Origin of the sequence: Planosporangium thailandense, assembly GCF_011947195.1 — a bacterium.
In the GTDB taxonomy this organism is placed as follows: Bacteria; Actinomycetota; Actinomycetes; order Mycobacteriales; family Micromonosporaceae; genus Planosporangium; species Planosporangium thailandense.
The window spans coordinates 67,036-93,944 of the sequence record NZ_JAATVY010000023.1; the positions used below are offsets into that span (position 1 = coordinate 67,036).

At 69.6% G+C, this 26,909-nt stretch carries 25 protein-coding genes; 4 read left to right on the forward strand and 21 right to left on the reverse strand.

Annotation, left to right across the window (positions count from 1 at the left end):
- Positions 1-33: 33 nt before the first annotated feature.
- Genes HC031_RS24975 through HC031_RS24990 form a run of 4 tightly spaced genes read right to left on the reverse strand, consistent with a single transcriptional unit; the run spans position 34 to position 3,945 of the window.
- Positions 34-426, reverse strand: a complete 393-nt coding sequence (locus HC031_RS24975) for a RidA family protein (RefSeq protein WP_167927855.1) — start codon at positions 424-426, stop codon at positions 34-36.
- 1 nt (position 427) lies between these two features.
- Positions 428-1,948, reverse strand: coding sequence for a M81 family metallopeptidase (locus tag HC031_RS24980; protein ID WP_167927856.1), 1,521 nt, complete (start codon positions 1,946-1,948; stop codon positions 428-430).
- Between the two features lie 36 nt (positions 1,949-1,984).
- Positions 1,985-3,001, reverse strand: coding sequence for a pyridoxal-phosphate dependent enzyme (locus HC031_RS24985; protein ID WP_167927857.1), 1,017 nt, complete (start codon positions 2,999-3,001; stop codon positions 1,985-1,987).
- A complete protein-coding gene (locus HC031_RS24990; RefSeq protein WP_167927858.1) occupies positions 2,998-3,945 on the reverse strand; it encodes a succinylglutamate desuccinylase/aspartoacylase family protein in 948 nt (315 codons plus the stop codon). Before HC031_RS24990 ends, HC031_RS24985 begins: the two co-directional genes overlap by 4 nt.
- A gap of 214 nt (positions 3,946-4,159) precedes the next feature.
- Here HC031_RS24990 and HC031_RS24995 point away from each other — a divergent pair, with 214 nt between their 5' ends.
- Complete coding sequence (locus HC031_RS24995) at positions 4,160-4,978, forward strand: IclR family transcriptional regulator (RefSeq protein ID WP_167927859.1); 819 nt, start codon at positions 4,160-4,162, stop codon at positions 4,976-4,978.
- Between the two features lie 84 nt (positions 4,979-5,062).
- Here the strand turns inward: HC031_RS24995 and HC031_RS25000 are convergent, their stop codons facing one another.
- From HC031_RS25000 to HC031_RS25070, 15 genes are all read right to left on the reverse strand, one after another.
- A complete protein-coding gene (locus HC031_RS25000; protein ID WP_167927860.1) occupies positions 5,063-6,247 on the reverse strand; it encodes a mandelate racemase/muconate lactonizing enzyme family protein in 1,185 nt (394 codons plus the stop codon).
- 2 nt (positions 6,248-6,249) lie between these two features.
- Positions 6,250-7,170 carry an NAD(P)-dependent oxidoreductase gene (locus HC031_RS25005; protein WP_167927861.1) on the reverse strand — a complete coding sequence of 307 codons (921 nt, stop codon included), beginning with the start codon at positions 7,168-7,170 and terminating at the stop codon, positions 6,250-6,252.
- A gap of 162 nt (positions 7,171-7,332) precedes the next feature.
- Positions 7,333-8,604: an aspartate aminotransferase family protein gene (locus HC031_RS25010; RefSeq protein ID WP_167927862.1), complete on the reverse strand. Its 1,272-nt coding sequence runs from the start codon at positions 8,602-8,604 to the stop codon at positions 7,333-7,335.
- Between the two features lie 53 nt (positions 8,605-8,657).
- Positions 8,658-10,187 (reverse strand): amidohydrolase family protein, encoded by a 1,530-nt coding sequence (locus HC031_RS25015; protein WP_167927863.1) that lies wholly within the window; start codon positions 10,185-10,187, stop codon positions 8,658-8,660.
- 51 nt (positions 10,188-10,238) lie between these two features.
- A complete protein-coding gene (locus HC031_RS25020) occupies positions 10,239-11,990 on the reverse strand; it encodes an IlvD/Edd family dehydratase (RefSeq protein WP_167927864.1) in 1,752 nt (583 codons plus the stop codon).
- A gap of 56 nt (positions 11,991-12,046) precedes the next feature.
- Positions 12,047-13,075, reverse strand: a complete 1,029-nt coding sequence (locus HC031_RS25025; RefSeq protein WP_277349796.1) for a Gfo/Idh/MocA family protein — start codon at positions 13,073-13,075, stop codon at positions 12,047-12,049.
- A gap of 33 nt (positions 13,076-13,108) precedes the next feature.
- Positions 13,109-13,915 (reverse strand): ATP-binding cassette domain-containing protein, encoded by an 807-nt coding sequence (locus HC031_RS25030; RefSeq protein ID WP_167927866.1) that lies wholly within the window; start codon positions 13,913-13,915, stop codon positions 13,109-13,111.
- A complete protein-coding gene (locus tag HC031_RS25035) occupies positions 13,912-14,952 on the reverse strand; it encodes an ABC transporter ATP-binding protein (protein ID WP_167927867.1) in 1,041 nt (346 codons plus the stop codon). The genes HC031_RS25030 and HC031_RS25035 overlap by 4 nt, the downstream gene beginning before the upstream one ends.
- A complete protein-coding gene (locus tag HC031_RS25040; protein ID WP_167927868.1) occupies positions 14,945-15,766 on the reverse strand; it encodes an ABC transporter permease in 822 nt (273 codons plus the stop codon). Before HC031_RS25040 ends, HC031_RS25035 begins: the two co-directional genes overlap by 8 nt.
- Positions 15,763-16,677, reverse strand: a complete 915-nt coding sequence (locus HC031_RS25045) for an ABC transporter permease subunit (RefSeq protein ID WP_167927869.1) — start codon at positions 16,675-16,677, stop codon at positions 15,763-15,765. The genes HC031_RS25040 and HC031_RS25045 overlap by 4 nt, the downstream gene beginning before the upstream one ends.
- 87 nt (positions 16,678-16,764) lie before the next feature.
- The gene (locus HC031_RS25050) at positions 16,765-18,348 is read right to left on the reverse strand and encodes an ABC transporter substrate-binding protein (protein WP_167927870.1); all 1,584 of its coding nucleotides are present in this window, start codon (positions 18,346-18,348) and stop codon (positions 16,765-16,767) included.
- A 123-nt stretch (positions 18,349-18,471) separates the two neighbouring features.
- Positions 18,472-19,485: an aldo/keto reductase family protein gene (locus HC031_RS25055; protein ID WP_167927880.1), complete on the reverse strand. Its 1,014-nt coding sequence runs from the start codon at positions 19,483-19,485 to the stop codon at positions 18,472-18,474.
- A gap of 97 nt (positions 19,486-19,582) precedes the next feature.
- Entirely contained in the window at positions 19,583-20,908 is a 1,326-nt protein-coding gene (locus HC031_RS25060) for an aminotransferase class III-fold pyridoxal phosphate-dependent enzyme (protein ID WP_167927871.1), read from the reverse strand.
- Between the two features lie 46 nt (positions 20,909-20,954).
- Positions 20,955-21,941, reverse strand: a complete 987-nt coding sequence (locus HC031_RS25065) for a 2-hydroxyacid dehydrogenase (RefSeq protein ID WP_167927872.1) — start codon at positions 21,939-21,941, stop codon at positions 20,955-20,957.
- Positions 21,942-21,978: 37 nt separating this feature from the next.
- Positions 21,979-22,797 (reverse strand): fumarylacetoacetate hydrolase family protein, encoded by an 819-nt coding sequence (locus HC031_RS25070; protein WP_338090825.1) that lies wholly within the window; start codon positions 22,795-22,797, stop codon positions 21,979-21,981.
- A gap of 165 nt (positions 22,798-22,962) precedes the next feature.
- Between HC031_RS25070 and HC031_RS25075 the strand changes: the two genes are divergently transcribed.
- Positions 22,963-23,751 (forward strand): FadR/GntR family transcriptional regulator, encoded by a 789-nt coding sequence (locus HC031_RS25075; protein ID WP_167927874.1) that lies wholly within the window; start codon positions 22,963-22,965, stop codon positions 23,749-23,751.
- A gap of 45 nt (positions 23,752-23,796) precedes the next feature.
- Here HC031_RS25075 and HC031_RS25080 read toward each other — a convergent pair whose 3' ends face one another.
- A complete protein-coding gene (locus HC031_RS25080) occupies positions 23,797-24,681 on the reverse strand; it encodes a LysR family transcriptional regulator (protein WP_167927875.1) in 885 nt (294 codons plus the stop codon).
- A 115-nt stretch (positions 24,682-24,796) separates the two neighbouring features.
- Between HC031_RS25080 and HC031_RS25085 the strand changes: the two genes are divergently transcribed.
- The gene (locus HC031_RS25085; RefSeq protein ID WP_277349797.1) at positions 24,797-26,122 is read left to right on the forward strand and encodes an MFS transporter; all 1,326 of its coding nucleotides are present in this window, start codon (positions 24,797-24,799) and stop codon (positions 26,120-26,122) included.
- A gap of 297 nt (positions 26,123-26,419) precedes the next feature.
- Here the strand turns inward: HC031_RS25085 and HC031_RS34890 are convergent, their stop codons facing one another.
- Positions 26,420-26,737 (reverse strand): hypothetical protein, encoded by a 318-nt coding sequence (locus tag HC031_RS34890; RefSeq protein ID WP_420813681.1) that lies wholly within the window; start codon positions 26,735-26,737, stop codon positions 26,420-26,422.
- Here HC031_RS34890 and HC031_RS33455 point away from each other — a divergent pair.
- Positions 26,639-26,909: hypothetical protein (locus tag HC031_RS33455; protein ID WP_240942915.1), on the forward strand; the 271-nt coding region annotated here is incomplete at its 3' end. The two genes, HC031_RS34890 and HC031_RS33455, sit on opposite strands and share 99 nt — an antisense overlap.

Sequence of the window (26,909 nt, forward strand, 5' to 3'; positions counted from 1 at the left end):
GCACCGACGGCTCAGGCCTCCGGACCGGACGACTCACGCATCACCCTTGTGGCGTGGCGCGTAGGCGATCACGTCGATCTCGAACTTCAGGGACCCGATCTCCCCGGCGACGGTGGTGCGCGCCGGCAGCGGCGTCCGGAAGTACCGCGGGTACAGCCGGTTGTAATCGTCACGGTAGGACATGTCACCCAGGTACGAGCGCACCTGCACGATGTCGTCCATGGTCGCGCCGGCCGCCGCGAGGATCCGTTCGACGTTCCTCATCGCACGGTCCATCTCCCCCGCGAAGTCCTCCTCCACGTAGGCGCCGGTGTCGTCCACCGACGCCTGCCCGGACACGAAGACGAGGTCGCCGGCGCGCACGGCGGGTGAGAAGGGCAGGTGGCTGAGCGGAACGTCGCCCTCGACGATCGCCTCACGTGGCATGTCAGTTCTCCTTGTCGTCCGGTGCCGGCGCCGGTTCGTAGGTCGCGTCCGGCTCGTATGGGTACATGGGCCGCCGGCGGTTGGCGTAGGTGAAGCCCTGCACCGACAGCCGGGTGACGCCCGGGGTGTCCACCACCACCAGGTCGCCGCAGGCGTCGGCGTAGCCGGCGCGGGGACCGTTGACCCCCTTGGCCGTGATCGCCCGGAACGAGCCGGGGTCGAGGCCCACGGCCGTCAGCTGCCGGGGAGTGATCGGCTGCACGAGCTTGGAGGTCAGCACGACGGTGATGCGGTCGTCCGTGCGCAGCGCGACCATCGGACCGGCGTCGAAGTAGCGCAGGCCGCCGTGGGCCATGGTCGGCTCCTCGTACCGCCCGTCCGAGCGGCCGACCAGCACGGCGTCCAGGTCCACCGGCGCGCCGTCCTGCTCCACCGACCGGCCGCCGACGGCGATCCGGACCCGGTCGCCGACGGCACGGTCGGCCAGGCTCTCCACCGCCTGAGGGTCCAGCAGGACGACGACGATCCCGCCCACCTTCTCGCGTACGGCCGCGGCCAGCAGCACCGTCGAGTCACCGGGCCCACCGCCGCCGACGTTGTCCCCCACGTCCAGGACGAGCAGCGGCTTGTCGCCACGGTGCGCCGCGATCCGCGCGATGGCGTCCTCGACGGTGACGCCGTCGCCCTGCAGCGCCTCGCGCGCCGCCCAGACGCGCTCTGCCATCTCACGCGCCACCCGCCGCGCCGCGGCCGGACCGTCCCGGTGGGCCGCCAGCACCGACATGCCCATCTGCGGCACGTCGGCGTAGGGGAAGCCTTCCACGACGCTGACGTCCAGCACCCCGTCGCGCTGCTCCAACCGCCGCTCGTACTCGAGCAGGCCGCGCATCGGTTCCTCGCGGGTGTCCTGTCGGGTGATCGTGACCACCAGGGGCAGCTGTTCGAGCGCGAGGGCCGGACGGCGCCCGGTACGGATGATCTCGACCACCCGGTCGCGGCACTCGATGCCCCGGGCGCGAGCGTCCACGTGCGGATTCGTCTGGTACGGAAGGAGCACGTCGACGTGCTCCACCAGCCGGGGACTCACGTTCGCGTGCATGTCCAGGACAGCGCCGATCGGGACATTCGGCCCGACGACCGCGCGTACCCGCTCGGCCATCTCGGCGTCGGCATCCGGATAGCCGTCCGCCACCGCCGCGCCGTGCAGGCCCAGCAGGACGCCGTCGACGGGCAGGGCGGCCGCGAGACGCTCCGTCATCTCGTCGACGATCGTTTCGAACGCCTCGCGGGTGATCGCGCCGCACGGATTGATCCAGGCGGCGAGCAGGGGCACCGTCTCGACCGGATCGTCCGGCCGCGGTGCCAGGAACCCGGCCCAGGTAGCCTGGGATTCCGCGTAGTGGTCGACGAGCGCCTGTCCACGGTGGATGCCCCCGTCCTCGTACTTGCGCAGATCGGCCGGCACGGTGGAGAAGGTGTTGGTTTCGTGTCCCAGGCCCAGCACGGCCAGGCGTTCCCTCATGTGTCGTGTCCCTTCGTCGTTGACCACCGGCGGCGGTCAGCGGAGCCAGGCCCGAACCCGGTCCTGAACCTCGTCCAATGTGGTGGGCGTTGGGCGACGGTCGGCGCCGGTGAACCGTCCGAGGTCCTTGAGCCCGTGACCGGTCAGGACGACGCAGGGCTCATCGTCGGCGCCCAACCTCCCCGCCGCGGCGTCCTTGCGGACAGCCGCGAGCGCGAGCGCCGACGCCGGTTCGACGAAGACGCCCTCAGTGCGGGCCAGCAACTCCTGGGCGACCCACGCGTCGTCGTCGTCGACCGGCGCGCCCCACCCGCCCGACGCGGTGACCGCCTCGCGAGCCAGCTCGCCGTCTGGCGGCACGGGCAGTTGGAGCCCGGAGACCCGGGTGGACCAGTCGTCGATGCGCGGCTCGACGATCTCCTTGTTGACCGCCCGGGCGATCGGCGCGCAGCCGGCGGGCTGCGCCACCACCACGGCGGCGTCGTGCCCGCGGTCGCGCAGACCGCGTGCGGTCGCCACCAGCAGCCCGCCACCTCCGGTCGGCACGTACACGTGCGTGGCGCGCCCGTGCCCGGCGATCTCGTGTCCGATCGCGTCCGCGCCGCGCATGCCCACCGGGTTGTAGGCGTGCGCGGTGATGGTGAGCTGGAGACCCTCGGTCGTGGCGATCTCGGCGAGCCGCCCCATGACGTCCGGTCCCATCCGGTCCATGGACAGTTGCAGGACGCCGTACGGGGCGATCGAGCCGAGCTTCTCGACCGGCGCGTCGGTCAACACGCACAGCACGCCGGGCAGTCCGGCCCGCGCGCCGTACGCGCTCATGGCCGCCCCGCCGTTACCCGAGGAGGTGGCTATCCAGCCGCGCATGCCGTCGCGAAGCGCGACCGAGAGGCTGGCCGCCGCGATCCGGTCCTTGTACGAGCCGGTGGGGTTGACGTATTCGGCCTTGCCCCACAACGCTTTCAGTCCCCAGCGTTCGGCCAGCCGGGGCAGCGCGACCATCGGCGTCCCGCCCTCGCCCATCGTGACACGGGGGTCGATCAGGTCAGTCATCTCGGGTCCTCTCCGGGCGGCGCGGTGACGGTGGCGACGATCGCGAGCGTGTCGCCGACCTCGGTGCGTGAGTGGCGGCGTAGGAGCATCACGACTCCGTCGTGGGGGCTTCGGGCGTCCGCGACCTGCTCGCCGTGCTCGTCGAGAAGCGCGCCGAGCAGTGCTCCGCCGCTGACCGAGTCACCGACCTCGACCGCGGTCACGAAGTAGCCGGCGGCGCCGGCTTCGATGCCGCCGTCCGTGTCACCGTCGCCGTGGACCCGCACGGGCGCGGGCTGCGCCGGCGCGGGCGCCTCGTCGATCATCCCGAGATGGCGCAGCACCCGCAGCACGCCGCCGACGTAGCAGGTGAGGTCCGCGTGCCGGACCTGGCCGCCGCCGCGCCCCTCGACGTAGATCGACGGAATGCCGAGCGTCGTGGCCGCGGACAGCGACCGGCCCGGCGCCGTGGTGGGGTGCTCCCACAGGAACGGCGCGGCGAAGGCTTCCGCCGCGGCCGCCGACCGCTCGGAGACGTCGCCGGCATCGGCGCCGTATCCGACAAGGAGCGGCATGTCGAAGCCCTCTCCCGCAGAATGGAGGTCGATGAGCAGATCCGCTCCGGTGATCAGCTGCGAGGTCAGCACCGCCGCGACCCGTTCGGTCGGGTTGCCGAGCGGGTCGCCGGGAAACACCCGGGCCAGGTTGAGGCCGTCCAGCGGGCTGGTCCGGCGTATCGCCGACCACGCGGCCGGATGAGCGGGCGCGGCGAACCGTACGGTCCCGCGCAGCCCGGCGGGATCGAGCAGCCGCGCGACCCGGCGCGCGGCGAGGACGCCTTCCAACTCGTCGCCGTGTACGCCACCGAGCACGGCGACGGTCGGCCCCGGCGACGCGCCCCGGACCTCGAACACGTCGGGAAGCCCGCTGGGCAGGTCACCCTCGTCGTCGGCCGACATGGTCATAAGGCCTCCCGAGTCCAGCACCTGTTCCATGCACAGGAACGGGCGTTTCAGCTAGGATGCTATCGGTCGAGGCAAGCATCGAGGCAAGTCCTTGTCCAAAAGGCGGAACCAGCCAGGGCTGGAACAACGACCCGGTGGCGCACGGACCGGCCCGAGGTGGGCGGACGTCGGCGCCCACCGGCCGCGGTGGATCCAATAACATCGGGGAGAACTGATGAAGGCCCACACCCAGATCCGACGTGACGACAGGGGTACGATCGTGAAGCAGAGCGCGCCAGCAGAGTCCGGGCCGCCCTACGCACTGCGTGCGGTCGAGCGCGTCTGCGACATCCTGGATATCCTGGCCAACTCCAACAGCTCCGTGTCCCTGTCGGAGGTCGCCGAGGGCACCGGCATGCCCAAAAGCTCCGCTTTCCGGTACCTGACCGTCCTGGAAGGCCGGCACTACGTAGAGCGCGACCCGGAGACCAGCAGCTTCCGGCTGGGCCTGGCTTTCCGCCCGCAGAACACTCGTGCCGTCGAGATGCTCACCGAACTGGCGCGCCCCGCCCTCGAGAAGCTGCGCGACCAGCTCGGCGAGACCACCAACCTCGGCGTGCTGGACGGGGCCTACGTCGTACACACCGCCGTCGCCGAGTCACCGCACATCATGCGGCTGGCGGCGCGGGTCGGGGACCGGGGCTATATTCACAGCACCGCGCTCGGCAAAGCGATCTGCGCGGAGCTTCCCGAGGACCGCGTCCGGTCCATCCTCTCGGCAGCCGGGATGCCGGCGCTGACCGACAGCACGATCACCAGTGTCGACTCGTACCTGACGGAACTGAAGCGGGTACGCACCGAGGGCTTCGGCGAAGACGACGCTGAGAACCAGCCCGCCGGCCGGTGCGTGGCGGTGGTCATCCGCGGCACCGGCCTGCCGGCGGGCATCAGCGTCAGCGCCCCGGCCGACCGGTTCCCCCGCGAACAGGTCGCGGACACGGTCAAACAGCTTCGGAAGGTCGCCCGCAGTCTCAGCCGGCAGATGCGCGACTGAGACGGCGCTGCCATCGCCGCGACGCCCAGGTGCCCGTACCGCTCGCCGCGCGTCGGTGGAGGTACGGGTCCTCCGCGTCTCCCGTCATTCGGTGACACTGCGGATGAGATCGGGGCGGGCCAGGTAGCGATCGCTGAGCTCACCGCCGAGTCCGGGAGCATCTGGGACGATCATCCGTCCGTCCCGGCGCAGCCAGGTGGTGTCGACCATCTCGGGGTAGAGGTCGGACAGAAAGCCGCGCACCACCTCCTGGTATCCGACGATCCGGTTCGCGCTGGCCAGGTGGAGGCCGGCCAGGAGGTTCATCGGCCCGGTGCAGTCATGCATCGAACAGACCACCCCGAAACTCGACGCGAGCGCCAGGATGCGCTGCGCCTCGGTGATGCCGCCGCACCACGTCGGATCCAGATGCAGGTAGCTGATCGACTGGGATGAGAGCACGGCACGGTACTGCCATCGGCCCATGAGGTATTCGGACGCGGCGATCGGTACCGAGGTGCGCGCGGCGAGCGTCCGTAACGCCTCCGGGTCATGGGCGAGGATCATGTCTTCAGCCCACTGCAGGCTCAGCGGCTCGACCGCCCGAAGGATCTGCGCGGCCGGCTCGATCTGCCACTGGCCGTGCCCTTCGAGCATGAGCTCGAGGTCGCCGCCGACCGCGCCGCGGATCGCCTCGAGGATGGCCGTACCGGCCCGAAGCGCACCAGCGGAGATCCGCCGACCCTGGTCCTCGGCGGCAGCCTCGTCGAAAGGCCACACCTTCATGCCGGCGAAACCTTCGTCGCGCAGCTCCGCGGCAAGTTCCGCCGGCGCGTGCCGCCAACGCCACAGGTCATCGTGCTCCGCCGACTCGCCGCGGCCGACAGCCGGGGCAGCCGCGTACGTCCGACCGGCACAGGTGTTGTACATCCGTACGCCGCTCGGCTTGTCGTTGCCTCCGAGCAGTACGTAGACCGGCACGTCGAGAAGCTTGCCGCGAAGGTCCCACACGGCCAGATCCACGGCGGACAGCGCACGCATGTCGGTTCCCCCCGCACCGCGACGAGCCGACTGCGCGTACAGCTCTTCCCAGATCGAGCCGTCCCGGAGCACGTCCCGCCCGATGACGTACGGAGCGAGAACCTCGTGAACGTACGACGCCACGGACAACGGGGTGTAGTACGTCTCGCCCAGGCCGACGACACCCCCGTCCGTGTGGAGACGGACGAAGGTGAGTGCCGGGCTCGCACCCGCGGCGCACCAGATGGTCTCGACTTTGGAAATCTTCATCTTCACCGTTCCTGCGATGAACAGATACGCGAAAGCGGCTCCCGGCCGGCACCAACTCGACTTATGTTTCTGGCGCAGAACAACGCACGCCTTTTCGACGTCCGATCGGTCAGTCCGGCGACATGTGGCGTCACGACCACCTGTGGCAGGTCGAGTAACGGATTACCCGGATCGGGCGGCTCCTTGGCGAGGACATCCAGACCGGCGCCGCCAAGGTGCCCGGCACGCACGAGCTCAGCCAGGGCCGGTTCGTCCAGCAGGCCGCCACGGCTCACGTTCACGATCACGGCGCCCGGCCGCATGAGGGCCATTCTCCTGCGGTCGAGGATGTTCTCGGTGTCGCCCGTCAAGGGAATGTGGAGCGAGACCACATCAGCCATCGGAAGAGTCTCGTCGAGCTCATCCAATCCGGTGAGCCGGGCCAGCCCCAATTTCTTGGCCAACCGGTCATCGGGTCCGGCTCGGCGAACACAGATCACCCGCATTCCGTGCGCCCTGGCCAGTCGCACGATGGCGCGACCGCTCGCGCCCAGGCCGAGGACAAGAAGAGTTCGGCCGTGCAACTGCCGACCGGTGACCAGGTCCGTACGACCCGACCTCATCAGGTGGCCGATCTCCGACCAACGACGCAGGACCATGCTGGCCAGCGTCATCGCCCATTCGGCAAGCCCACTCGCACTGGTGAATCCTGGGCAGTTGGCGGTCGGTATGCGGTGATCCAGCAATGACCCTACGTCGTATTTGTCATAACCAACCGAGGTCAACTGCCACAGCAGCATCGAACCGGCCGCGGCCCGGGCCAGATCGGGTGAAGCCGCGCCGGCGGCGTCGACGACGACGTCGACGTCAGCCACCTGTTCGATCAGCGACCTGCTGCCGTCAACCGGGACGAGATGGTGTTCCGTGCCGATGGCCTCCGTCATGTCCACCGCCCACGGCCGCCGGTACGTCGGCTCCGACGGGACGATGTAGAGGACTCTCAAGCGATTGGCCAACGCTTCCCACTTCCCCTTCGAATCGATGCGGACCGGATACGCGTACGGGTGTCGACCGTGCTGGCCGGCCGCGGTACGGCCACCATTGGTCTACGACGACGCGCCGCCCAGCGCCGCACCGAACCGGTCCAACGTCCTGTCCAGTTCGGCGTCGCCGTGGGCCGCCGAGACGAACCAGATCCCGCGTCGCATCACCCACAGGCCCTGCGCTACGAACCGGTCGGTCAGCGCGGCGTACCCGGCGAGATCCAACTCGTTGAGGGTGCGCAGGTCGGGTACCGGCATCTGCGGCCCCAACGACACGTGGAAGGCCGCCGGCAGACCGTGCACGTTGAGCGCGACGCCGTGGTCGGCGGCGACCGCCGCCAGCCCCTTCATCAGCGCATTCCCGTAGTCAGCGACCCGGTCGTACGGCGAGTTCTCCGCCAGCAGTCGCTGCGTCGCGACGACCGCCGCCGCGGCCATTACCGAGCCGTTGAAGGTGCCCGAATGGTTCACCCGGCCCGAGCCGAACTCGTCCATCAGATCCGCGCGCCCGGCCACAGCGGCCACCGGCCATCCACCGCCGATCGCCTTGCCGTAGATGGCGAGGTCCGGCACGACCCCGTACCGCTCGACGGCGCCGCCACGGGCCACCCGGAAGCCGGTGATCACCTCGTCGAAGATGAGCACGACCCCGTACTGGTCGCACAGTTCCCGTACGCGCCGCAGGTAACCCGGCCGCGGTTCGATGCCGCCGGTGTTCACCATCACCGGCTCCATGATCACCGCACAGATGCTGTCGCCGTGCTCGCGCAGGAGTTCGGCCAGGGCGTCGGCGTCGTTCCAGTCCAGGATGAACGAGTCGTTGAGATACTCCCCGACCTGACCGTCGCTCGCCTGGCGGGCGCGCTCGTCCGGGCTGATCAGGACGTTGTCGAGCCAGCCGTGGTAATGCCCGTCGAACCGGACGAACTTCCGCCGGCCGGTGACCGCGCGGGACAGCCGCAGCGCGGCCTGCACACACTCCGTCCCGGTCAGCCCGAGCCGCAGGCGCTCGGCCCACCCGAGTGCCTGCAGAACCAGTTCGGCGGCCTCCACCTCCAGCGCCTGCGAGGCGCCGAACAGCATGCCCTGCGCGCACGCCTCCGCCACCGCGGCGTTGACCCGCTCGCACGCGTGCCCGAGAAAGTGCGGCCCCTGCCCCAGCACGTAGTCGATGTAGTCGCGGCCGTCGACGTCCCACAGGGTCGCGCCACTGGCCCGGCCGAAGAACACCGGCGGGGCGGAGAGTCGGATGTTCGAGTTGACGGCGCCGGGGATGACAGACAGTGCGCGCTCCCGCAGCCGCTTCGACTCTGCCCCGGCAAGGTCCAACGCCATGTGACTCTTTCCTTTCGTAGGTTCGGAAGTGGTGTACCGGGCCGGACGACCGTTCAGCGGTAGCCGCCGAAGAGGCGCTCGCCGTTGTCCCAGTAGACGCGCTCCAGGACGGGCTCCGGCAGGCCCAGGTCCTGGTACACACCGAGGACGAAGGCCGGGTTGATCAGCGGTGCGTCCGAGCCGAACAGCACCCGATCGGCGTCGACCGCGTGGACCAGGTCGCGCGCGTCACGGATATCGGCCTTGCTGCTCGCCAGTTCGATGTGGACGTTCGGTGTGCCGTTGACGACCGTGGCCGCCGACGGCTGCGGCCGGTGGAAGCCGGCGTGCGCGATGATGATGGGCAGCCGCGGGTGCTTCCGGGCGATCGCGACTAGCGCGGGCTCCCACCCGTCGCCGGCGTTGTGAATCTTGACCGGCCGGCCGTAGTCCGCGAGGACGTCGAACAGCCTGGCCATCTGCGGAGAACTCGTCGGCACGCCGGCTATCTCGGCGTGCACCTTGATGCCGACGATGCCGGCGGCGTCGCCCCACTTCCTGATGTGCTCCTCGGCGAGGCCGATGTCGTCCGGGTGCGCGACCAGGTACCCGAGCTGGCCCGGTTGGGCCTGGCAGGCGCGCACGGTCTGCTCGTTGCCGGCCTCCAGGTCGCCCATGATGGCGGGCACGGACGACGCCACCTGGGTACGGATGCCGAACCCGGCCAGTTCGCCGAGCAGCGGTTCCCCGGACTGTTCGGGCACCTCCCAGGGCGCGGGGAAGAAGTGCCCGTGCACGTCGAACAGGCGCTCGGGTACGGTCATGCTCACCGTGGCGGTGGGAACCGAGCCGAGGCCGAAGATCCGCGCCGCGTTGCCGCCGAAGATCGCTCGCTTCGCGGCGGTGGAGATTCTGGCCTGGAGCACCGCGTACATCGGCGACAGCGGCGAGCGGACCGGAGCGCCCGAGCCGAACAGGATCCGCTCGTGCCCGACCACCCGCGCCATGCACTCGATCGCTTCGTAGCTGCCGAGGCTGCTCGTCTCGACGTGCAGGTTCTCGTACCGCTCCAGGGCGGGAACGACCTCGGTGAAGTCCGGATACCGCGCCTCGACCAGCACGACCGGTGTCTTCGTCCGGGCGGTCAGCGCGCCGAGCCGGGCGGCGGCAGCCGGATGCAGGTGCGGTACCAGCAGCGGCAGGCCGGTCGCCTCGACGACGCGCAGGAGTCGCCGTGCCGCCTCGGTTTCCAGCGCCCAGTTGGCGTACTCGACCCAGACCGCCCGCGCACCCGCCTTCACCGCAGTGTCCAGTTCGTCGGGCAGCCGGTCGAGGTGCAGTGCCGAGGCGACGGCGACGGCCGACACCCCCTCCTCGCCCGCCAGGTCCAGCACCGACCGGTTGCCGCGCTCCCGCGCCACCCGGATCGCTGCCGAACTGCGTACTAGCGCGTGGCCGATGCCGAAGCGGCGGCGGAGTTCTCCGACGTCAGCGGCGCCCGTGGACCGGCTGGCCGGCACGTCGGGACCGACGAGCACGTTGACGTCGACGACGCTCGTCTCCAGTTCGGTCAGCGGTCCGGTGAGATTGTCGCTACTGGCCATACCCCCGCCATCCGTTCCATTGAGCCGTTCGGGAAGTCCGCACGCCGTCGGTCAGTCCGGCATCGGCTGGTACATCTGCTCGCTCACCGACGTGCGGCCGGCGAGGAAGCCGAAGTCCGCGCCCTCGTGGGCCTGCTCGACGTGGCGCACGTACAGCGAGGTGAAGCCCCGCTGCGGTGCGGCGACCGCGGGCCGCCAGCGCTCCCGGCGCCGAGCCAGCTCCTCGTCGCTGACCAGCAGGGTCAGGCTGCGGTTCGCGATGTCCAGCTCGATCTCGTCGCCGTCTTCGACCAGCCCGAGCGGGCCGCCGACCGCGGCCTCCGGCGAGACGTGCAGCACGCAGGTGCCGAAGGAGGTTCCGCTCATCCGGGCGTCCGAGATCCGCACCATGTCGACGACGCCCTGCTTGGCGAGCTTGAGCGGGATCGGCAGCATCCCCCACTCAGGCATGCCGGGGCCGCCGACCGGTCCGCTGTTCTGCAGCACGAGCACCGAACTCGCGTCGACGTCGAGAGCCGGGTCGTGGACGCGCGCCTCCAGGTCGTACTTGTCGCGGAACACGACCGCGCGGCCGCGGTGCCTGCGCAGCCCCGGTGACGCGGCCGCGTGCTTGATGACCGCGCCGTCCGGGCACAGGTTCCCGCGCAGGACCGCGATGCCGCCGTCGGCCTGCAACGGGTCGGCGAGGGGCCGGATGGTGTCCGGGTCCAGGATCTCCGCGTCCGCGCACTCGTCGGGCAGGCTCCGGCCGGTCACGGTGACGCAGTCCGGGTCGATGAGGTCGCCCAGCTCGTGGATCACCGCCGGGAGCCCGCCGGCGTAGAAGAAGTCCTCCATCTGGTGGGTGCCGACGGGGAGGACGTTCGCGATGACCGGCGTGCGCCGGGAGATCCGGTCGAAGTCGGCCGGCGTGATGTCGACTCCGGCCCGCCGCGCGATCGCGGTGATGTGGATGATCGCGTTCGTGCTGCCGCCCACCGCCATGAGCGCGGTGATGGCGTTCTCGAAGGCGGCGCGGGTGAGAATCCGCTCCGGCACCAGCCCTTCGTCGACCATCTGGACGATCCGGTACCCGCTCTCCTCGGCGAGCGCGAGCCGGCGCGAGTCCACGGCCGGGATGGCGGCGTTTCCGGGCAGCGTGAGCCCGAGCGCTTCGGCCACGATCGCCATGGTCGACGCCGATCCCATGACGCCGCAGTGACCGGCCGACCGGGCGATGCAGCCTTCGATCTCGCGCCAGGCCCGCCCGGTGATGGCCCCGGTCCGGTGCGCGGTGTCGGCCTTCCACAGCCCGCTCGAGCCGCCGAGCTCCTGGGTGCCGCGGATGCTGCGGAGCATCGGGCCGCTCGTCACCACGATGCCGGGAACGTCGGTGCTCGCCAGGCCGAGGATCATCCCCGGTGTCGTCTTGTCACAGCCGGACAGCAGCACCACGCCGTCGAACGGGTAGGCGCGGATGCACTCCTCGACCTCCATCGCCATGAGGTTGCGGTAGAGCATGGTGGTCGGCTTCATCAGCGTCTCGCCGAGCGACATCACCGGAAGCTCCAGGGGGAAACCGCCGGCGCGGCGGACTCCCCGCTTCACGTGCTCGGCGACGTCGCGCAGGCTCATGTTGCACGGTGTGGTGTCCGCCCACGAGTTGATGACGCCGATCGTCGGCCGGCCGTCGAACATGCTCGCGCTGTGCCCCTGGGAGCGCAGCCACGCCCGGCTCGACGCCGCGTTGATGCTGTCGCCCTGGAACCATTTGGCGCTGCGATGATTCCGACCGTTGTGCGGTACTGGCTCAACCTGGCTCATGTCCGCCCTCTCCGGCGTGCCTGCGAATGGGACCGGTGTCTACCGTGGACTCCGGGTCAGCCGGCGCCACCGGCGGCGTTGACCCGCACCGGGGCGCCCGAGCGGTACGACTTCTCGATCGCCTCGAGCAGCCAGGTCACCCGTACCGAGTGCTCGAGCGGGATGATCGGCTCCACTCCGTCGACGACCACGTCGATGAAGTGCCTAACCGCCGAGGCGGCGGGGCCGACGTTGCGCCCGCCGATCCGGGTTCCGCCGGTACGGGGGTAGTACATCCGCTCCGCGGTGGCGATCTCCAACTGCTCGACCTTGCGGTCGACGTGGATGTGGCGGTCCGAGGTGAGCACCTCGACGAAGGACTCGACCACGGTCGGGTAGCCCTCGGGTACGGACCATGAGGACTCGAAGGTGGCCACGGCGCCGTCGGCGAACCGCACCTGCGCGTGCACCGCGTCGGGGGTGTCGATGCCCATGCCGACGAGCACCCGTTCGACCGCCGTCGCGTAGACCTCGACGGCCGGCGCGTCGAAGAACCACGTCACCAGGTCGACGTCATGTGAGGACAGAAACCACGACGGCGAGGAGCGGTCCGCCCACGGGATCATCTTGGTGGGCACGTGGAGCGTGTCGTTCTTGCGCGCGTACGCCATGATCGGACGGCCCGCGGACGGCTGCGCGAGCTCCTGCTTGGCCTGCCAGTACGCGGGCGCCCAGCGCTGGTTGAACAGCGTCATGGCGTGCACGCCGGACCCGCGGACGGCGGCGAGGATGGCCTCGGCGTCGGCGCCGGACATCGCGAGCGGCTTCTCGATCAGCACGTGCCGCCCCGCCCGCGCCGCCGCCACGCTCGGGTTGCGGTGCGCGAAGTCCGGCGTCGCGACGATGACGATCGCGACCGACTCGTCCCGCAGCAGGTCGTCGACCGTGCGGTGGACCGGGACCGGGCCGAACTCGTCGATTCCGGTCGGGCTGCTCTGCCTGCTCACCCACCCCGCGAGGTGGGTACGCGGGTCCTCCTGCACGACTCTGGCGTGGGCCTTGGCCATGATGCCGGTCCCCACAATTCCAACACCGATGCTCGGCATGTGTTCATCTCCAACGCGGTTGAGCGGAACCGGTCATTCCTGAGCCGGGGCGTGCCCGTGGGCGACGGTGGTACCGGCGCCCGGCACGGACGAGACGAGCGTGCGGGTGTACTCGTGGCGTGGCGCCTCGAAGACGTCGACGGTCACGCCGTCCTCGACGAACACGCCTTCCTTCATCACGTAGACCCGATGGGCGAGGTACCGGACGACACCGAGGTCGTGGGAGATGAACACCACCGCGATACCCCGTTCGGACTGGATCCGCCGCAGGAGGTTGAGCAGGCTCGCCGCGATGGACTGGTCAAGGGCCGAGGTCGGCTCGTCGGCCACGAGGATCTTCGGCTCGGCGGCGAGGGCCCGCGCGATCGACACCCTTTGCCGCTGCCCGCCCGACAACGACCGGGTCTTCATCCGGCACTGCGCCTGCGAGATCCCGACCGAGCCGAGCAGCTCCATCGCCCGAGCCCGGGACGCTTTCCGATCGAGCCGCTGGCAGACGTGTACCGCTTCGGCGACCGCGTCGATGGGCCGCTGCCGTGGATTCAACGAGCTGTACGGGTCCTGGAAGATCATCTGGACGGTGGCGGCATCGGCGCGCGAGCGGCGCCCGTGCACCGGCCGGACCGGGCGGCCGTCGACGGTGACGCTTCCGCTCTGCGCGTCGACCAGGCCCACGATGGCGCGGGCGAGCGTCGACTTGCCGCTGCCCGACTCGCCGACGATGCCCACCGTCTCGCCGGGCGCGACGACCAGGTCGACGCCACGGACCGCGGGCACGTCGCCGCGCGGGGTCGCGAACGTGACGTGCAGGTCGGCCACTGTGATGATCGGCTCGGTCACAGGAACTCCTCGGTTCTGATACAGGCCGACCACCGCTCGCCGTAGGCGCCCATCGCCGGCTGTTCCCCGACGCGGCAGGCGTCGATCGCGCTCGGGCACCGGGGCCAGAACCGGCACCCGGTCGGCCAGTTGCCGGTGGTGGGCGGCTCGCCGGGGATGGTGAGGAGCTCTTTCGCCGGGTCCGCCTGGTCGACCCGCGAGCCCATCAACGCCTTCGTGTACGGGTGCAGCGGCTGCTGCCGTACCGCGCCGGTCGCCCCGATCTCGATGACCGCGCCGGCGTACATCGTCATGACGTTGTCGCAGACCGTCTCGATAACTGCCAGGTCGTGCGAGGTCAGCATGACCGCCATGCCGAGCTCGCGGCGAAGCTCGACGATCAGCTTGAGGATGCCGGCCTGGACCGTGACGTCCAGCGCGGTCGTCGGCTCGTCGAGGATCAGCAGCTTCGGCCGCTGCGCCAGAGCGGCCGCGATGACCACCCGCTGGCGCATGCCGCCCGACAGCTGGCCGGCGGTCTCCCCGATCACCTGCTTCGCCCGGGGGATCCGGACCAGCTCGAGAAGCTCCAGCACCCGGGCGCGATGCTCGGCGTCGGCCCGGCGCCGTCCGTTCGAGACGGCCTCGAGCAACTGCTCGCCGATCGGCAGGATCGGATTGAGCGAGGCCATCGAGCTCTGCGGAACATAGCCGATCTCGGTTCCCCGGATCGTCCGCCACTCCTTCTCCGGCAGGCCCACCAGTTCGCGCCCCTGCCACCGGATCGAACCGCGGGTCACCCGCCCGCCGTAGCGGGGCAGCGTACCGATCAGCGCACGACTGAGCATGCTCTTGCCGGAGCCCGACTCTCCCACGACGCCGAGCGCGCCGTTGGGTGCGATCGTGAAGTTCGCGGTGTCGACGACCATTACCTCTCCGACGCGGCGCCGCAGGGCGACGCTCACGCCGGAGACGGCCAGCAGGTCGTCGGCCGGGCGGCCGGCGCCGTCGGCGTCCCCGCGCGGCTGCGCGCTTTCCGTGCTGAGCCCACTAGGCATAGCGCGTCATCCTCTCGTAGCCGTCGGCGATGAGCTGGATGCTGAGGGCGGCGAGCGCCAGCACCGCCCCCGGAAAGACCGAGATCCACCAGGCCCGGGTGAGCATGATGCGGCCCTCGGAGATCATCGCCCCGAGCTCGGGTGTCGGCGGGCGGACGCCCGCGCCGAGGAAGGACAGCGAGGCGATCGCCAGGATGACGATCACCAGCTCGCTCAGCGCGAACGCGAAGCTCTCGGAGTACACGTTCGGGAAGACGTGCCGGATCATCACCCGCGAGCGGCCGTAGCCCAGCAGCCGGGCGGCGTTGACGAAATCGGCGTCGGCGATCACCGCCGTCCGGGCGCGGGCGACCCGCGCGTAGCGGGCCCATCCGGTCAGGATGATCGCCGACAGCACGCCGGGCACGCTCGGCCCGACCACCGCCACCACCCCCAGCGCCAGGACGATGAACGGGAAGGCGTTGATGCTGTCGACGACCAGGTTCAGGAAACCGCTCACCTTGGACCGGCCGCCCATTCCCATGACGGCGCCCACCAGCGTGCCGACGATGAGAGAAACCCCCACGGCGACCACCGCCAGCATCATGTCGAGCCGGGTCGCGGCGAACGCGCGGACGAAGACGTCCCGGCCGAGGTTGTCCGTGCCGAACAGGTGACCGGCCGACGGCGCCCGCATCGGCGGCGACGTGCCCCGGACGGGATCGAACGAGCTGAGTATCGGCGCGAGCGCGCTGGCCAGCACGATCAGTGCGAGCAGTAGCGCACCGATGAGAAACATCCGGTCGGCGTCCTTCAACCGCGAGGCCCACCTCATCTGTCACCCCCGGCTCTCGGGTCAAGGCGCTTGATCACCAGTTCCGACAGGGTGGTGATGAGCACCACGAGCACCCCGAAGACCAGCAGGATCCCCTGCACCGTGGGGTAGTCGCGGGTCGTCACCGCCCGCACCAGGCGGGTGCCGATCCCCGGCATGCTGAACACCATCTCGATCATCACCGAGGCGCCGAGGAGCTGGCCGGTGATGTAGCCCAGGAGGGCTATGGTCGGCGCGATCGACGGCCGGATCAGGTAGTGCCAGTAGAACCGCGGTCGCGAGACTCCCCGTACGATGGCGGCCTCGATGAACTCCTCGTCGAGCGTCCGCAGGACCGAAGCCCGGAAGACGCGCGCCAGGATCGGCACGAGCTGGGCGCAGATCACCAGGGCGGGCAGCCACAGGTAGGTCAGCGCCCCGGGGAACGTCGACGTGAACCCCGCGACCGGCGCCACCCCCCACCGGATGGCGAACAGCAGCAGCGCCAGCAGGCCGAGGAAGAACCCGGGCATCGCCAGCGACAGTGACGCGGCAACCCGGAACACCTTGCTGAACAGTCCCTCCGGCGCCAGGGCCAGCCGCAGCCCGAGCGGCACCGAGAAGATCAGCGCGAGGATCGCGGTCATCGCGACCAGTGACAGGGTGGGGGCGATCGAGTCACCGATGATGCGCGCCACCGGCACGCCGCTCGTGATCGATGTACCCAGATCGCCCCGCACCGCGTGGCCGAGGAAGCGGAGGTACTGCACGAAGATGTTCCCGTCCAGCCCCAGCTTCGCCCGCATCGCCGTGACCGCGCTCGGCGTGGCCTGGTCGCCGAGGATCGCAAGCACCGGATCGCCCGGTGCGAACCGCAGCACGGAGAAGGCCACCGTCGCGACGATGAAACTGACGGCGACTCCCCGTGCCACGATCTGCACCGCCCGGTGCCTGCGCCACACGTCCGTGAACCCGGCCCGCCGACGCGGCACCCTGATCGACTCACTCAACTCGGGAACTCACAGACTTCCAGCTTTCAGGCCCTGCTTGGCCTCGGCAACGGTCTGGACGATGACCTTCTGGTCGTTCTTGACCTGCAGCACCAACAGGTTGGGCGAAACCCTGCTGGCGTTGAGCTGAATGCGCTCGGTCACCGGGATGACATGCATCGCGTCCATCCAGATCTTCTGCGCCTCGGTGTACGCCTCGCGACGCTTGGCGGGGTCGAGTTCGGACGCCGTCCGCTGCATCACCTCGGCCGCCTCGGCCGGCGGGGTCCAGCCGGTGGCCTTCACCCAGAAGTCACCGGTGTTGAGCATCTGCGACAGCGTCGACTGCGCCTTCCCACCGCCGCCGGTGAAGAACAGCTGGTAGTTCTGCTTCGTGATCGAGCTGAAGTGCTGGCCCTCATCGACCGGGGTGACCTTCACCCGGATGCCGATGTCGGCGAGGTTCTGCGCGACGATCACCGCCGCCTCCTGCCAACCGCCCCGGCCGCTGCTCACCTTCATCTCGGCGTCGAAGCCGTTGGCGTACCCAGCCTCCTGCATCAGTTGCTTCGCCTTGGCGACGTCCCGCGCGCCCTTCTCCGGCAGCAGGTCGCGCTCACACAGGTCCCCGCAGTTGAACATCGGCGAGGTGGACGCCGGCTGCAGGCCGAAGAACGCCTTCTGGGAAATGGACTTGCGGTCGATGGCGTACGACATGGCCTGCCGCACCTTCGCGTTGGCGAACGGCCCACCCAGCGTCTCGTTCGCGACCACGTAGTTCGTACCGCCGACGCCCGCGTAGGACGTCTTCACCTCCGCCGGGAAATTGTCCTTACTGGACAGGGGGAGGTCGATGGCCGCGTCCAGCTCGCCACTGGTCACCTGGAGCACCCGGGAGGCGGCGTCCGGGACCGAGCGGATCTCGATCGCCTTGGCCATCATCGGGCCCTTGGGGTAGTTCGGGTTCTCCACAGCGCGGAACACGTCACTGCCAGGGGTCCAGCCTTTGTCGACCATGTACGGGCCGCCGCTGACCGGATGCTTCCAGTAGTCGGGGTCGGACTCGATGAGCTTCTTCGGGTGAAGCTGGGTGCCGCGCTCCGCCAACCAGGTCAGGAAGTCGGGGTCGGGACCCTTGAGGTGCGCCACCGCCGTGGTGTCGTCGACGACGTCGACCGACTTGATGGTGGCCACGAAGGAGGCGCCGGTGCCCTTCCGGTTGCGCTCGACCGCGTACTGGAAGTCCTCGGAAGTGATCGGTGTGCCGTCCGAATACTTCAGGTTCGGCCGGAGCTTGATCGTGGCGGTGAGGCCGTCCTTGGCCATGTCGACGCTCTCGGCAAGGTCCAGAACCGGCTTGCCGTCAGCGTTGAACCGGGTCAACTGACCCGAGGCGAGATAGATGCCGTCCATGGAGGCGGCGTCCCCGGCGACCGAACCGTCGAGGGTCACGACCGGCCCCGGGCCGGCCCACTTGAGCAGATCCACCGGCTTGGCCGGGTCGCCCTTCGCCGACCCGCCACCCGACGACCCGCCCGAACAGGCCGTCAGCGCCGCCGCTGTCAGCAGCAGGGCCCCTAACCATGCCCCTGTTCTGAATTTGAACCTCGCCATCGTGGCTATCCTCATTTCGGAAGGAAGGCAGCCTTTCAGCTCACCTCGCGGTAACCGAACTAGCGATACTCACCGTCTCCATCGCCGCGCCGGCCGGTCGCCGGCGCGGCTGTCTCGTCACGCCTAGGTGGGGCGCCGCTTCGGCGCCATCGCGGCGGTCATCTCGGGTCTGCGCTCGACGACATCGGCAAGGATCTCGTCGATGCGGGCCATGGCGTCCGGTGGAATGTTGGCCTTCCACCCGGCGACGCTCTCTTTCAGTTGCTCGGGGCGGGACGCACCGACGATCGCGGCCGCCACGTTTCGGTTCTTCAGCGCCCAGGCCAGTGCCAACTGGGCGAGGCTCAGGCCGAGGGCGTCGGCGACCGGGCGGAGCCGCTGCACCCGGCGCAGCACCTCGGGCTGCATGAACCTGTTCAGCAGCGGCTCACCGGACTCGGCCGCACCGGCGCCCCGGGATCCTCCGGGCGGCCGGGCGTCGGGCAGGTACTTACCCGTCAGCACGCCCTGCGCCAGCGGCGACCACACGATCTGGGAGATGCCAAGCTGCTCGCAGGTCGGCACCACCTCCTGCTCGATGACGCGCCACAGCATGGAGTACTGCGGCTGGTTGGAGACGAGCTGGATGCCCAACTGCCGCGCCAGGTCGGCCCCCCGGCGGAGCTGGTCGGCGGTCCACTCGCTGACGCCGATGTACAGCGCCTTGCCCTGCCGTACGACGTCGGCCATCGCCCGCATGGTCTCTTCCAGCGGCGTCTCGGTGTCGAAGCGGTGAGCCTGGTAGACGTCCACGTAGTCGGTACGCAGCCGCCGCAACGATCCGTTGATCCCCTCCATGATGTGCTTGCGGGACAGGCCGGAATCGTTGTGACCACGCGGGCCGATGGGGTTGTAGACCTTCGTCAGGATCTCCAGGCTCTCCCGCCGCTCGTGCTGGAGGGCCTCGCCGAGTACGGACTCCGCCTCGGTGTTCGCGTACGCGTCGGCCGTATCGAAGGTGCTGATGCCGAGATCGCGCGCCGCGCGGACACATGCGAACGCGTCGGCTCTGTCGGTGTGCGGGCCGTGCGTCAACCAGTTCCCGTAGACCACCCGGGACACCTTGAGGCCGGACGCGCCGAGCCGGACGTACTCCATCACGCGAGCACCTCCGAAAGTCCGGGGGCCAACCGGCGCCCAAGCCCGGCACGCCTCGTGGCCGGTGCCCGCGTGGCCGGTGCCCGCCGCGTGGCCGTCACGGCAGCTCCCGCGTCCAGGTCGGGTCGTCGAACACCCGCTCGACCGCGTTCAGCGTCCGGTCGATGTCGGCGTCGTCGTGCGCCGTCGACAGGAACCACAGGCCCCGGCTCACCGAGTTGACGCCCTGATCCAGGAGCGCGGCGTGGAACCGCAGCGTCCGCTCCCGATCGACCGTCGCGAAGTCGCGGTAGTTGTCGATCGCCGACCGGCTCGTCTGGTACGTCTGCACGATCGGACCGGGGCCGCTGGTGAGGATGTCGACGCCGGCGGCCTTCGCCCGCTCGGCGATGCCCTCGACGAGCCGCCGGCCCCGTTCCCGCAAGGGGTCGTACAGCGCGTCCCTCTGCTCTGCGATCATGCTGAGGGCCGCTGCCGCGGCGGCCATGACGACCGGGTTGGAGTTGAACGTTCCCGAGTGACCGACCCGCCCCTCCACGATGGGCCGCATGACCTCCGCGGTACCGGCGATGCAGGAAAGCGGGAGCCCGCCCGCGATCGCCTTGCCGAAGACCGCGAGGTCCGGCACGACGCCGAACCACTCCTGCGCGCCACCGGGCGCGAGCCGGAAGCCGGTGATGACCTCGTCGAAGATGAGCACGATGCCGTCGCGCCGGGTCCGCTCGCGGACGCCCCGCAGGAACTCCGCGTGCGGTTCGATGCAGCCGGTGTTGCACAGCAGCGGCTCCATCGTCACCGCGGCGATCTCGCCCGCGTGCTCGTCGAGGAGCCGGTTGAACGCCGCCAGGTCGTTCCAGGGCGCGATGACCAGCCCGTCGGCCGCGGACGGCAACTGACCGAGCGAACCGAGCACCGCGCGCGGGTGGTCGGCCGGTCCGGCTTCGTCCAGGCTGGGGTGCAGGCTGAACAGCGCCGAGTCGTACCAGCCGTGGTAGTGCCCCTCGAACTTGAGGACCTTCGGCCGGCCGGTCAGCCCCCGAGCCAGCCGCCAGGCACCCTGTACCGCCTCGGAGCCCACGCTGTTGAACCGGACCAGCTCCGCGCACGGCACCAGCTCGCACACCAGCTCCGCGACCTCGACCTCGAGGGCGTGCTGCGCCGAGTACACCTGCCCGCGGGCAAGCTGCTTCGTCACCGCCTCGACGATCCGCGGGTGCGAGTGTCCGAACAGGAGTGGGCCCTGGCCCAGCACGTAGTCCACGTACTCGTTGCCGTCGACGTCCCACAGGTGCGAGCCCGACGCGTGGTCGATGTAGAGCGGGGGTGCCGAGGTGGTGCTCCGCCGGATGTCGCTCGACACTCCCCCGGCGATCACCTTGCACGCGGCGTCGTACAGCCGGGCCGACTCATTCAAGCTGCGCACTGGGGCTCCCCCTCGTAGGTGGTGACGGATGTGCGGTCGTGCGCTATCAGCCGCGTCCGGGCGGCGCGTGCGCGGGCTCCGGCTGTGGGGTTTCGGGTACCGGGGTCAGCGCGGTTCCGCGCTCGAACCAGCTGACGAGGTTGTCGACGACGAGCTGGCCCATGGCGCGCCGGGTGTCCACACTGGCCGAACCGACATGTGGCAGCAGAACCGCGTTGGGCAGGGCCAGCAGCTCGCCGGGGACGTGCGGCTCGTTTTCGAAGACGTCGAGGCCCGCGCTCAGGATGGTGCCCGACCGCAGGGCGTCGATCAGCGCCGCCTGGTCGATCACGGAGCCGCGGGCGACGTTGACCACGATGCCGCGCCCGCCCAGCCGCCGGAGGACGTCGGCGTCGACCAGGTGCCGCGTCGCCGGTCCGCCCGGCGTCGCGATGACGAGCGTGTCGACCTGGTCGGCGAGTTCGGCCAGGGTGGCACAGTAGCGGTACGGGACGGCCTTGGGCCGGCGGTTGTGGTATCTGACCTCGACACCGAACGGTTCGGCGCGCCTGGCGATCGCCTCGCCGATCCGGCCGAGACCGAAGATTCCCAGCTTCCGCCCGCGCAGGGTGGCCGGGGCCAGCCGGAACGGTCCGCTGCGCCACTTCCCTTCGCGCAGGTACCGCTCCGCCTGGGGCAGTTCGCGCACGGCCATCAGCAACAGGCCCAGCGCCACGTCGGCGACGTCGTCGGTCAGCACGTCCGGGGTGTTGGTCACGATGATCCCGCGCCGCGCCGCCTCGACGGCGTCGATGGAGTCGTAGCCGACGCCGAAGCCCGACACGATCCGCAGATTGGGCAGACGGTCCATCAGGGCCGCGTCAACGGGTGGGCTGCCGGCGGTCGCGATCGCGGTCACCGTGGCGCCACGGGTGCGCAGCGTCTCATCCTGGTCGCTGTGCTCCCAGAGCCGGATCACGTCGAAGCGCGCCGCGCAGGCCGCCATCACGTGCTCGGTCATCGGGCCGGGCATCAGGACAACCGGGTGCGTCATCTCATCCCTTTTCCACTCGAAGGTGCCGGGCGCGAACTCACCGGGCTCCCGAGCCGGCCACGAAGCGGTGCCTCATCTCTCCGATTCCCTCGACGTAGCTCACCAGATCGTCACCGGGGGCGATGGACCGTTGGGGCTCCCTGCTGAATCCGACGCCCGCGGGCGTGCCGGTGAAGATGACGTCACCGGGCAGCAGCGGAAGGACGTGCGACAGCCGGCTGATGAGGACGGGCAAGCTGTAGATGAGATCCCGGGTACGCGCGCACTGCACCTTCTCGCCGTTGAGGGAGCAGCCGAGCTCGAGGTCGGTGGGGTCGTCGAACTCATCGGGGGTGACCAGCCAGGGGCCGGTCGGGGAAAAGCCGGCGAACGACTTCGCGAGGCTGAACTGGGGCGCGGAGCCCCTGGTCTGCGAGATCCGCTCCGACAGGTCCTGGCCGACGGTGAGCCCGGCGACGTGGTCCCACGCGTCCGCTTCGTCGACCCGTTCGGCACGCCGGCCGAGGATGGCGACCAGCTCGACCTCCCAGTCGGTCATTCCGCCGTCCGGCAGCGCGATCTCGCCGTACGGACCGGTGAAGCTCGCCGGGAACTTGGTGAACACGGTGAGATCGGTGGGGACCTCATAGCCCGATTCGGCCGCGTGGTCGCGGTAGTTGAGCCCGATGGCGAAGACCTGCCGCGGCGCCGGCGCCGGCGGCCCCAGCTCGGCGAGGTCGAACGACTCACCGGCGGGCAGGGTGGCGTGGCGTGCCCAGTCGTGGAAGGCGTCCCAGTCCGCGTACACCGACTGCGGGTCCGGACCGAACCGGCCGTCGCTGGCCTTCTCCACATCGACCGCCTCGGAATCTTTCACCAGGGCCAATCGACCCGCAACGTTCGCAACCCGCACGCGGCACTCCCAGAGAAGGATGGGGATAGCTGAATTCGCTATATTGAATATGGAGGTTTGTGCAGGCGATGTTATCGGTCGGGGCAGCGCTGTCAAGGGGTGGCATAGGATCTCCCCTGGAGGTATGAGATGAACCAAGGCCGGGTGCAGGACTCGCCCCTCGCCCATGTAGCGGCCGAGCGCATCGCGGCCATGGTCCAGAACCTCGCTCCCGGCGCCCGTCTGGGCACCAAGAACGACCTCCGGTTGGCCGTCGGCGTCAGCGTCGGAACGTTCAACGAAGCGCTGCGCCTGCTCCAGTCGAGAGGAATCGTCTCGGTCCGAACCGGTCCGGGCGGCGGCGTCTTCGCCGCCGCCCCGTCACCGATCGTGCGGCTGGGCAACTCGGTGCTCGCCCTCGACGCCGCCGACACGTCGGTCGCCGACGCCATCCGCATCCGCGACGCCCTCGACCCGCTACTCGTGGCGGACGCCATCCGCCACTCCTCCGCCTCCGACATCCAGGCCATGCGCGAACTGCTGCGCGCCATGGCCGAGGCCATCGAGACGGAGGACTCGACCTCGTTCACCCGTGCGAACTGGGCGCTGCACGCGCGGATCGCCGCCGTCAGCCCGAGCGCGATTCTTCGCTCGTTCTACTGCAGCCTGCTCGAGATCATCGAATCGCACACGGTGTTCGTGCTCCCCGCACACGAGGCGCACGCGATGTACCTCCGGGAGCGGTACGACCTGCACGCCGCGCTCGTGGACGCGATTGCGGAGCGCGCGGCAGACAAGGCGCAAAGTCTCGTTCACGCCCACAACACGAGCGCCCACCAGCAGGAGTCCGGGCACCTCGACGCCCCGACCCCCAGGGGCGGGTCGGACCCGGTTCTGGCTTCCGTTCCGGCCCTTGACCGGGGCGAGGCGGGACGGTGACCGCGACCGGGGTGCGCCGAACACCGGCCGGGACCTCGACGGATGTCATCCCCGCCCGACAACTCCCTTCAACGGAGCCGCACCCATCGGATTTCCGCTCGCGATGATCGCCGCGATGAGCGCGTCGACGGGCCCCGCGGCAGCTCGGGCGCTCGTCAGCAGGACAAGATCGATCTCACCCAGTTCCGGCAGGCGGGCGCTGACCGGTAGTTCAACGAGGTCCTCAGGGACCATCGTGCGCGCAAAGATCGCGATGCCGAGCCCGGCGCGGGCGGCCGCGATCACACCATTGACACCCCGAACCGTACAGGTGACGCGGTAGCTGAGACCGGCGCTTTCCAGCGCCTGCACGCCGAGGGAGCGACTCAGGCTCGGCGCCTGATACACGATCAGCGGCACCGGGCGACCCGGTTCTACGGTAGTGCCGTCGACGGCGGCCCAGACGAGCCGGTCACGCCGTACCAGACGGCCGCGCCCCTCCCCCGCGGTGGACTTGACGAACGCGACGTCAAGATGCCCCGATTCCACGCGGCGCTGCAGGGTGACGCTCTGCGAGACGGTGAGCTCCAACGCGATACGGGGGTAGAGCTGCCGGAAGTCGCGAAGGATCCTCGGTACCGACGTGAGCGCCAGATCGTCGGTCACACCGAATCGCAGCCGACCGCTCAAGCCGGAACCCGTGAAGTACGCGACCGCCGGCTCGTACGCGGCCAGGATCGACCGCGCGAAGCTCGCCATCGCTTCACCGTCGGCGGTGAGGGTCACCGTGCGGGTGTCGCGGATGAACAGTGGGCGACCCACCGCCTGTTCCAGCTTGCGAACGTGCTGACTGACAGTCGGTTGGCGAATGCCGAGGGACGCCGCCGCCTTCGTGAAGCTGAGCGACTGTGCCACGGCGAGAAACGTCCGCAACTGGTCCGGATCGTACATCGATCATCGCCTCTCATAATGTTTCGCAATTACATTAATACGATCAATTAGCTTTAGGAATGAGGTGGGAGTGGCGAGGATCAGATTGGCCCACATCACGAGGTTTGGATAACTGTTGAGTAGCGCGCCCAGAAGAGCCGAGTGTCCTCAACCGTCGGATCCACCGCCCACCCCGCCGTCGCGCGGCTGGGCAACCCTCAGCTCGCTGCAGGCACGGAACTTCCGGATGTTCGCGTCGGGTCAGATCGTCTCCAACACCGGGATCTGGGTGCAGCGCATCGCCCAGGACTGGCTGGTACTCAGCATCACGCACAGCGCGACCGCCGTCGGCGTCACCACCGCCCTGCAGTTCATGCCGACACTGCTGTTCGGCCTGACCGGCGGGTTGATCGCCGACCGCTACCCGAAGCGGCGCGTGCTGCTGGCGACGCAGGTCGGAATGTCGTCCATGGCGGCAGCGCTCGCCCTTCTCACCTTGACCCACCAGGAGGCGGCATGGCACGTCTACGCCATCGCGTTCGGTCTCGGAACCGTCACAGCAGTCGACAATCCCGTCCGGCAGTCGTTCGTCAATGAGATGGTCGGCCCGGATCAGCTACGCAACGCGATCAGTATCAACTCGTCGGTCTTTCAGCTCGCCGCGCTGATCGGTCCGGCGATCAGCGGTGCGCTCATCAGCGCCGTCGGCGCCGGCTACGCGTTCGCCGTCAACGCCGCCTCGTACGTCGCGCCCCTGACCGCGCTGTTGCTCATGCGCGACGACGAGCTCATCAGATCGCCGAGGGGGGACACGATGAGCCGTCAGGTGAGTGCCGGGCTGCGCTACGTCGCGGGCCGGCCGCAATTGCTGTGGCCGATCGTCCTCGTCGGCGTGTTCGGCATGTTCACCAGCAACCTTCCCGTCACGCTCGCCGTTTACGCCAAGACTGTGTTTCAATCCGGGCCGGGCGGCTACGGACTTCTCAACTCCGTGGTGGCGCTCGGCTCGCTCGGCGGCGCGTTGGTCTCCACTCGGCGGACCCGGGCCAGGTTAAGGGAACTGGTCGGTACCTGCCTCATCCTCGCCACGTTGGAAATGCTCGCCGCAGCGGCACCAGACCGGTGGAGCTACTGCCTGTTCCTTGTCGCGGTGGGTGCGGCCACCCTGCTGCTGTACACCTCGGCGAACTCGATGGTGCAACTGGCAGCCGACGATTCGATTCGCGGCCGAGTGATGGGCGTGTACCTGGTCGTCTTCATCGGCGGTGGCGCGCTCGGCGGACCCCTGCTGGGCAGCATCGACCAGCACTTTGGCCCACGCATCGGCATGTTGCTCGCCGGAGCGGTACCCGCGGTGGCGACCGTCCTCGTCGCGCTCAAACTGGCGCACGATGGCCGTCTGCGGGTCCGGTTGCGTCGGCGTGGTCCGCTCAGCCATCTGGTGGCGATAGTCCACCGGTAACGGCTATTAGACCGTCGCGTTTCCAGAGGTCGCGGACCGGTCCGGCGGCCATGACACGACACGCGGGGAGCACACGGCCGCCGTGAACCGCACTGAACTGCTCCGAACGGCATCGAACTGTTGCGAACAGGCGCCGCTGACCTGCGCCGCCTCGTGTTTGCGCTGGTCACAGCGTCGCAGCGTCCACGTTCACACCGAAGAGGTCACTGGTTCGATCCCAGTATCGCCCACCAGCATTTATGCAGGTCAAACGCCCGTCACCGGAGCTCCGGTAACGGGCGTTTCCCGTTGTGACCTTTACGTTGGGAGCAAACTGGGAGCACATGATCGTCGTAGACTCGCCTGTGGAGCGTCCCGGTGGACGTCGACGGTCGATCCCCACGCGCGATCCGGGGCTGTGGCGGTCACGCCGCCGGCACCTCCCCCGCCACGTGGCCACTGTCGTCGCCGGTGGCCGGCGCCAACGGCTGGAGGCGTTCCCAGCGGCGTTGCAGCGCGTCGACGAGGTGTTGGCGCATGGCGGGGGGTGACGTGGCTGTAGATGCCCCGGACGCCGCCGAGGCGGTGACCCAGCCGTCGGGCCTGGGCGATCTCGGGGATGCCGTCCTCGATCAGCCAGGTCTTGTGCGTGTGCCGGAGATCGTGGAAGTGCATGCCGGCCAGGATCGGCGGGATGCCGGCGGCAGGGTCGCCGGCGACGGCGGGGGTCCAGGCGCGGCGGTTGAAGTTGGAGCGGCGCTGGAAGCCGCCCCTCGCGCCGGGGAACACCATAGGGTGATCGTGGCCA

What these genes read in the sequence shown, in the direction of transcription:
- HC031_RS24975 (WP_167927855.1), bottom strand. Translation starts at nt 426, where the DNA reads ATGCCACGTGAGGCGATCGTCGAGGGCGACGTTCCGCTCAGCCACCTG.
- HC031_RS24980 (WP_167927856.1), bottom strand. Translation starts at nt 1,948, where the DNA reads ATGAGGGAACGCCTGGCCGTGCTGGGCCTGGGACACGAAACCAACACC.
- HC031_RS24985 (WP_167927857.1), bottom strand. Translation starts at nt 3,001, where the DNA reads ATGACTGACCTGATCGACCCCCGTGTCACGATGGGCGAGGGCGGGACG.
- HC031_RS24990 (WP_167927858.1), bottom strand. Translation starts at nt 3,945, where the DNA reads ATGACCATGTCGGCCGACGACGAGGGTGACCTGCCCAGCGGGCTTCCC.
- HC031_RS24995 (WP_167927859.1), top strand. Translation starts at nt 4,160, where the DNA reads ATGAAGGCCCACACCCAGATCCGACGTGACGACAGGGGTACGATCGTG.
- HC031_RS25000 (WP_167927860.1), bottom strand. Translation starts at nt 6,247, where the DNA reads ATGAAGATTTCCAAAGTCGAGACCATCTGGTGCGCCGCGGGTGCGAGC.
- HC031_RS25005 (WP_167927861.1), bottom strand. Translation starts at nt 7,170, where the DNA reads ATGACGGAGGCCATCGGCACGGAACACCATCTCGTCCCGGTTGACGGC.
- HC031_RS25010 (WP_167927862.1), bottom strand. Translation starts at nt 8,604, where the DNA reads ATGGCGTTGGACCTTGCCGGGGCAGAGTCGAAGCGGCTGCGGGAGCGC.
- HC031_RS25015 (WP_167927863.1), bottom strand. Translation starts at nt 10,187, where the DNA reads ATGGCCAGTAGCGACAATCTCACCGGACCGCTGACCGAACTGGAGACG.
- HC031_RS25020 (WP_167927864.1), bottom strand. Translation starts at nt 11,990, where the DNA reads ATGAGCCAGGTTGAGCCAGTACCGCACAACGGTCGGAATCATCGCAGC.
- HC031_RS25025 (WP_277349796.1), bottom strand. Translation starts at nt 13,075, where the DNA reads ATGCCGAGCATCGGTGTTGGAATTGTGGGGACCGGCATCATGGCCAAG.
- HC031_RS25035 (WP_167927867.1), bottom strand. Translation starts at nt 14,952, where the DNA reads ATGCCTAGTGGGCTCAGCACGGAAAGCGCGCAGCCGCGCGGGGACGCC.
- HC031_RS25040 (WP_167927868.1), bottom strand. Translation starts at nt 15,766, where the DNA reads ATGAGGTGGGCCTCGCGGTTGAAGGACGCCGACCGGATGTTTCTCATC.
- HC031_RS25050 (WP_167927870.1), bottom strand. Translation starts at nt 18,348, where the DNA reads ATGGCGAGGTTCAAATTCAGAACAGGGGCATGGTTAGGGGCCCTGCTG.
- HC031_RS25055 (WP_167927880.1), bottom strand. Translation starts at nt 19,485, where the DNA reads ATGGAGTACGTCCGGCTCGGCGCGTCCGGCCTCAAGGTGTCCCGGGTG.
- HC031_RS25065 (WP_167927872.1), bottom strand. Translation starts at nt 21,941, where the DNA reads ATGACGCACCCGGTTGTCCTGATGCCCGGCCCGATGACCGAGCACGTG.
- HC031_RS25075 (WP_167927874.1), top strand. Translation starts at nt 22,963, where the DNA reads ATGAACCAAGGCCGGGTGCAGGACTCGCCCCTCGCCCATGTAGCGGCC.
- HC031_RS25080 (WP_167927875.1), bottom strand. Translation starts at nt 24,681, where the DNA reads ATGTACGATCCGGACCAGTTGCGGACGTTTCTCGCCGTGGCACAGTCG.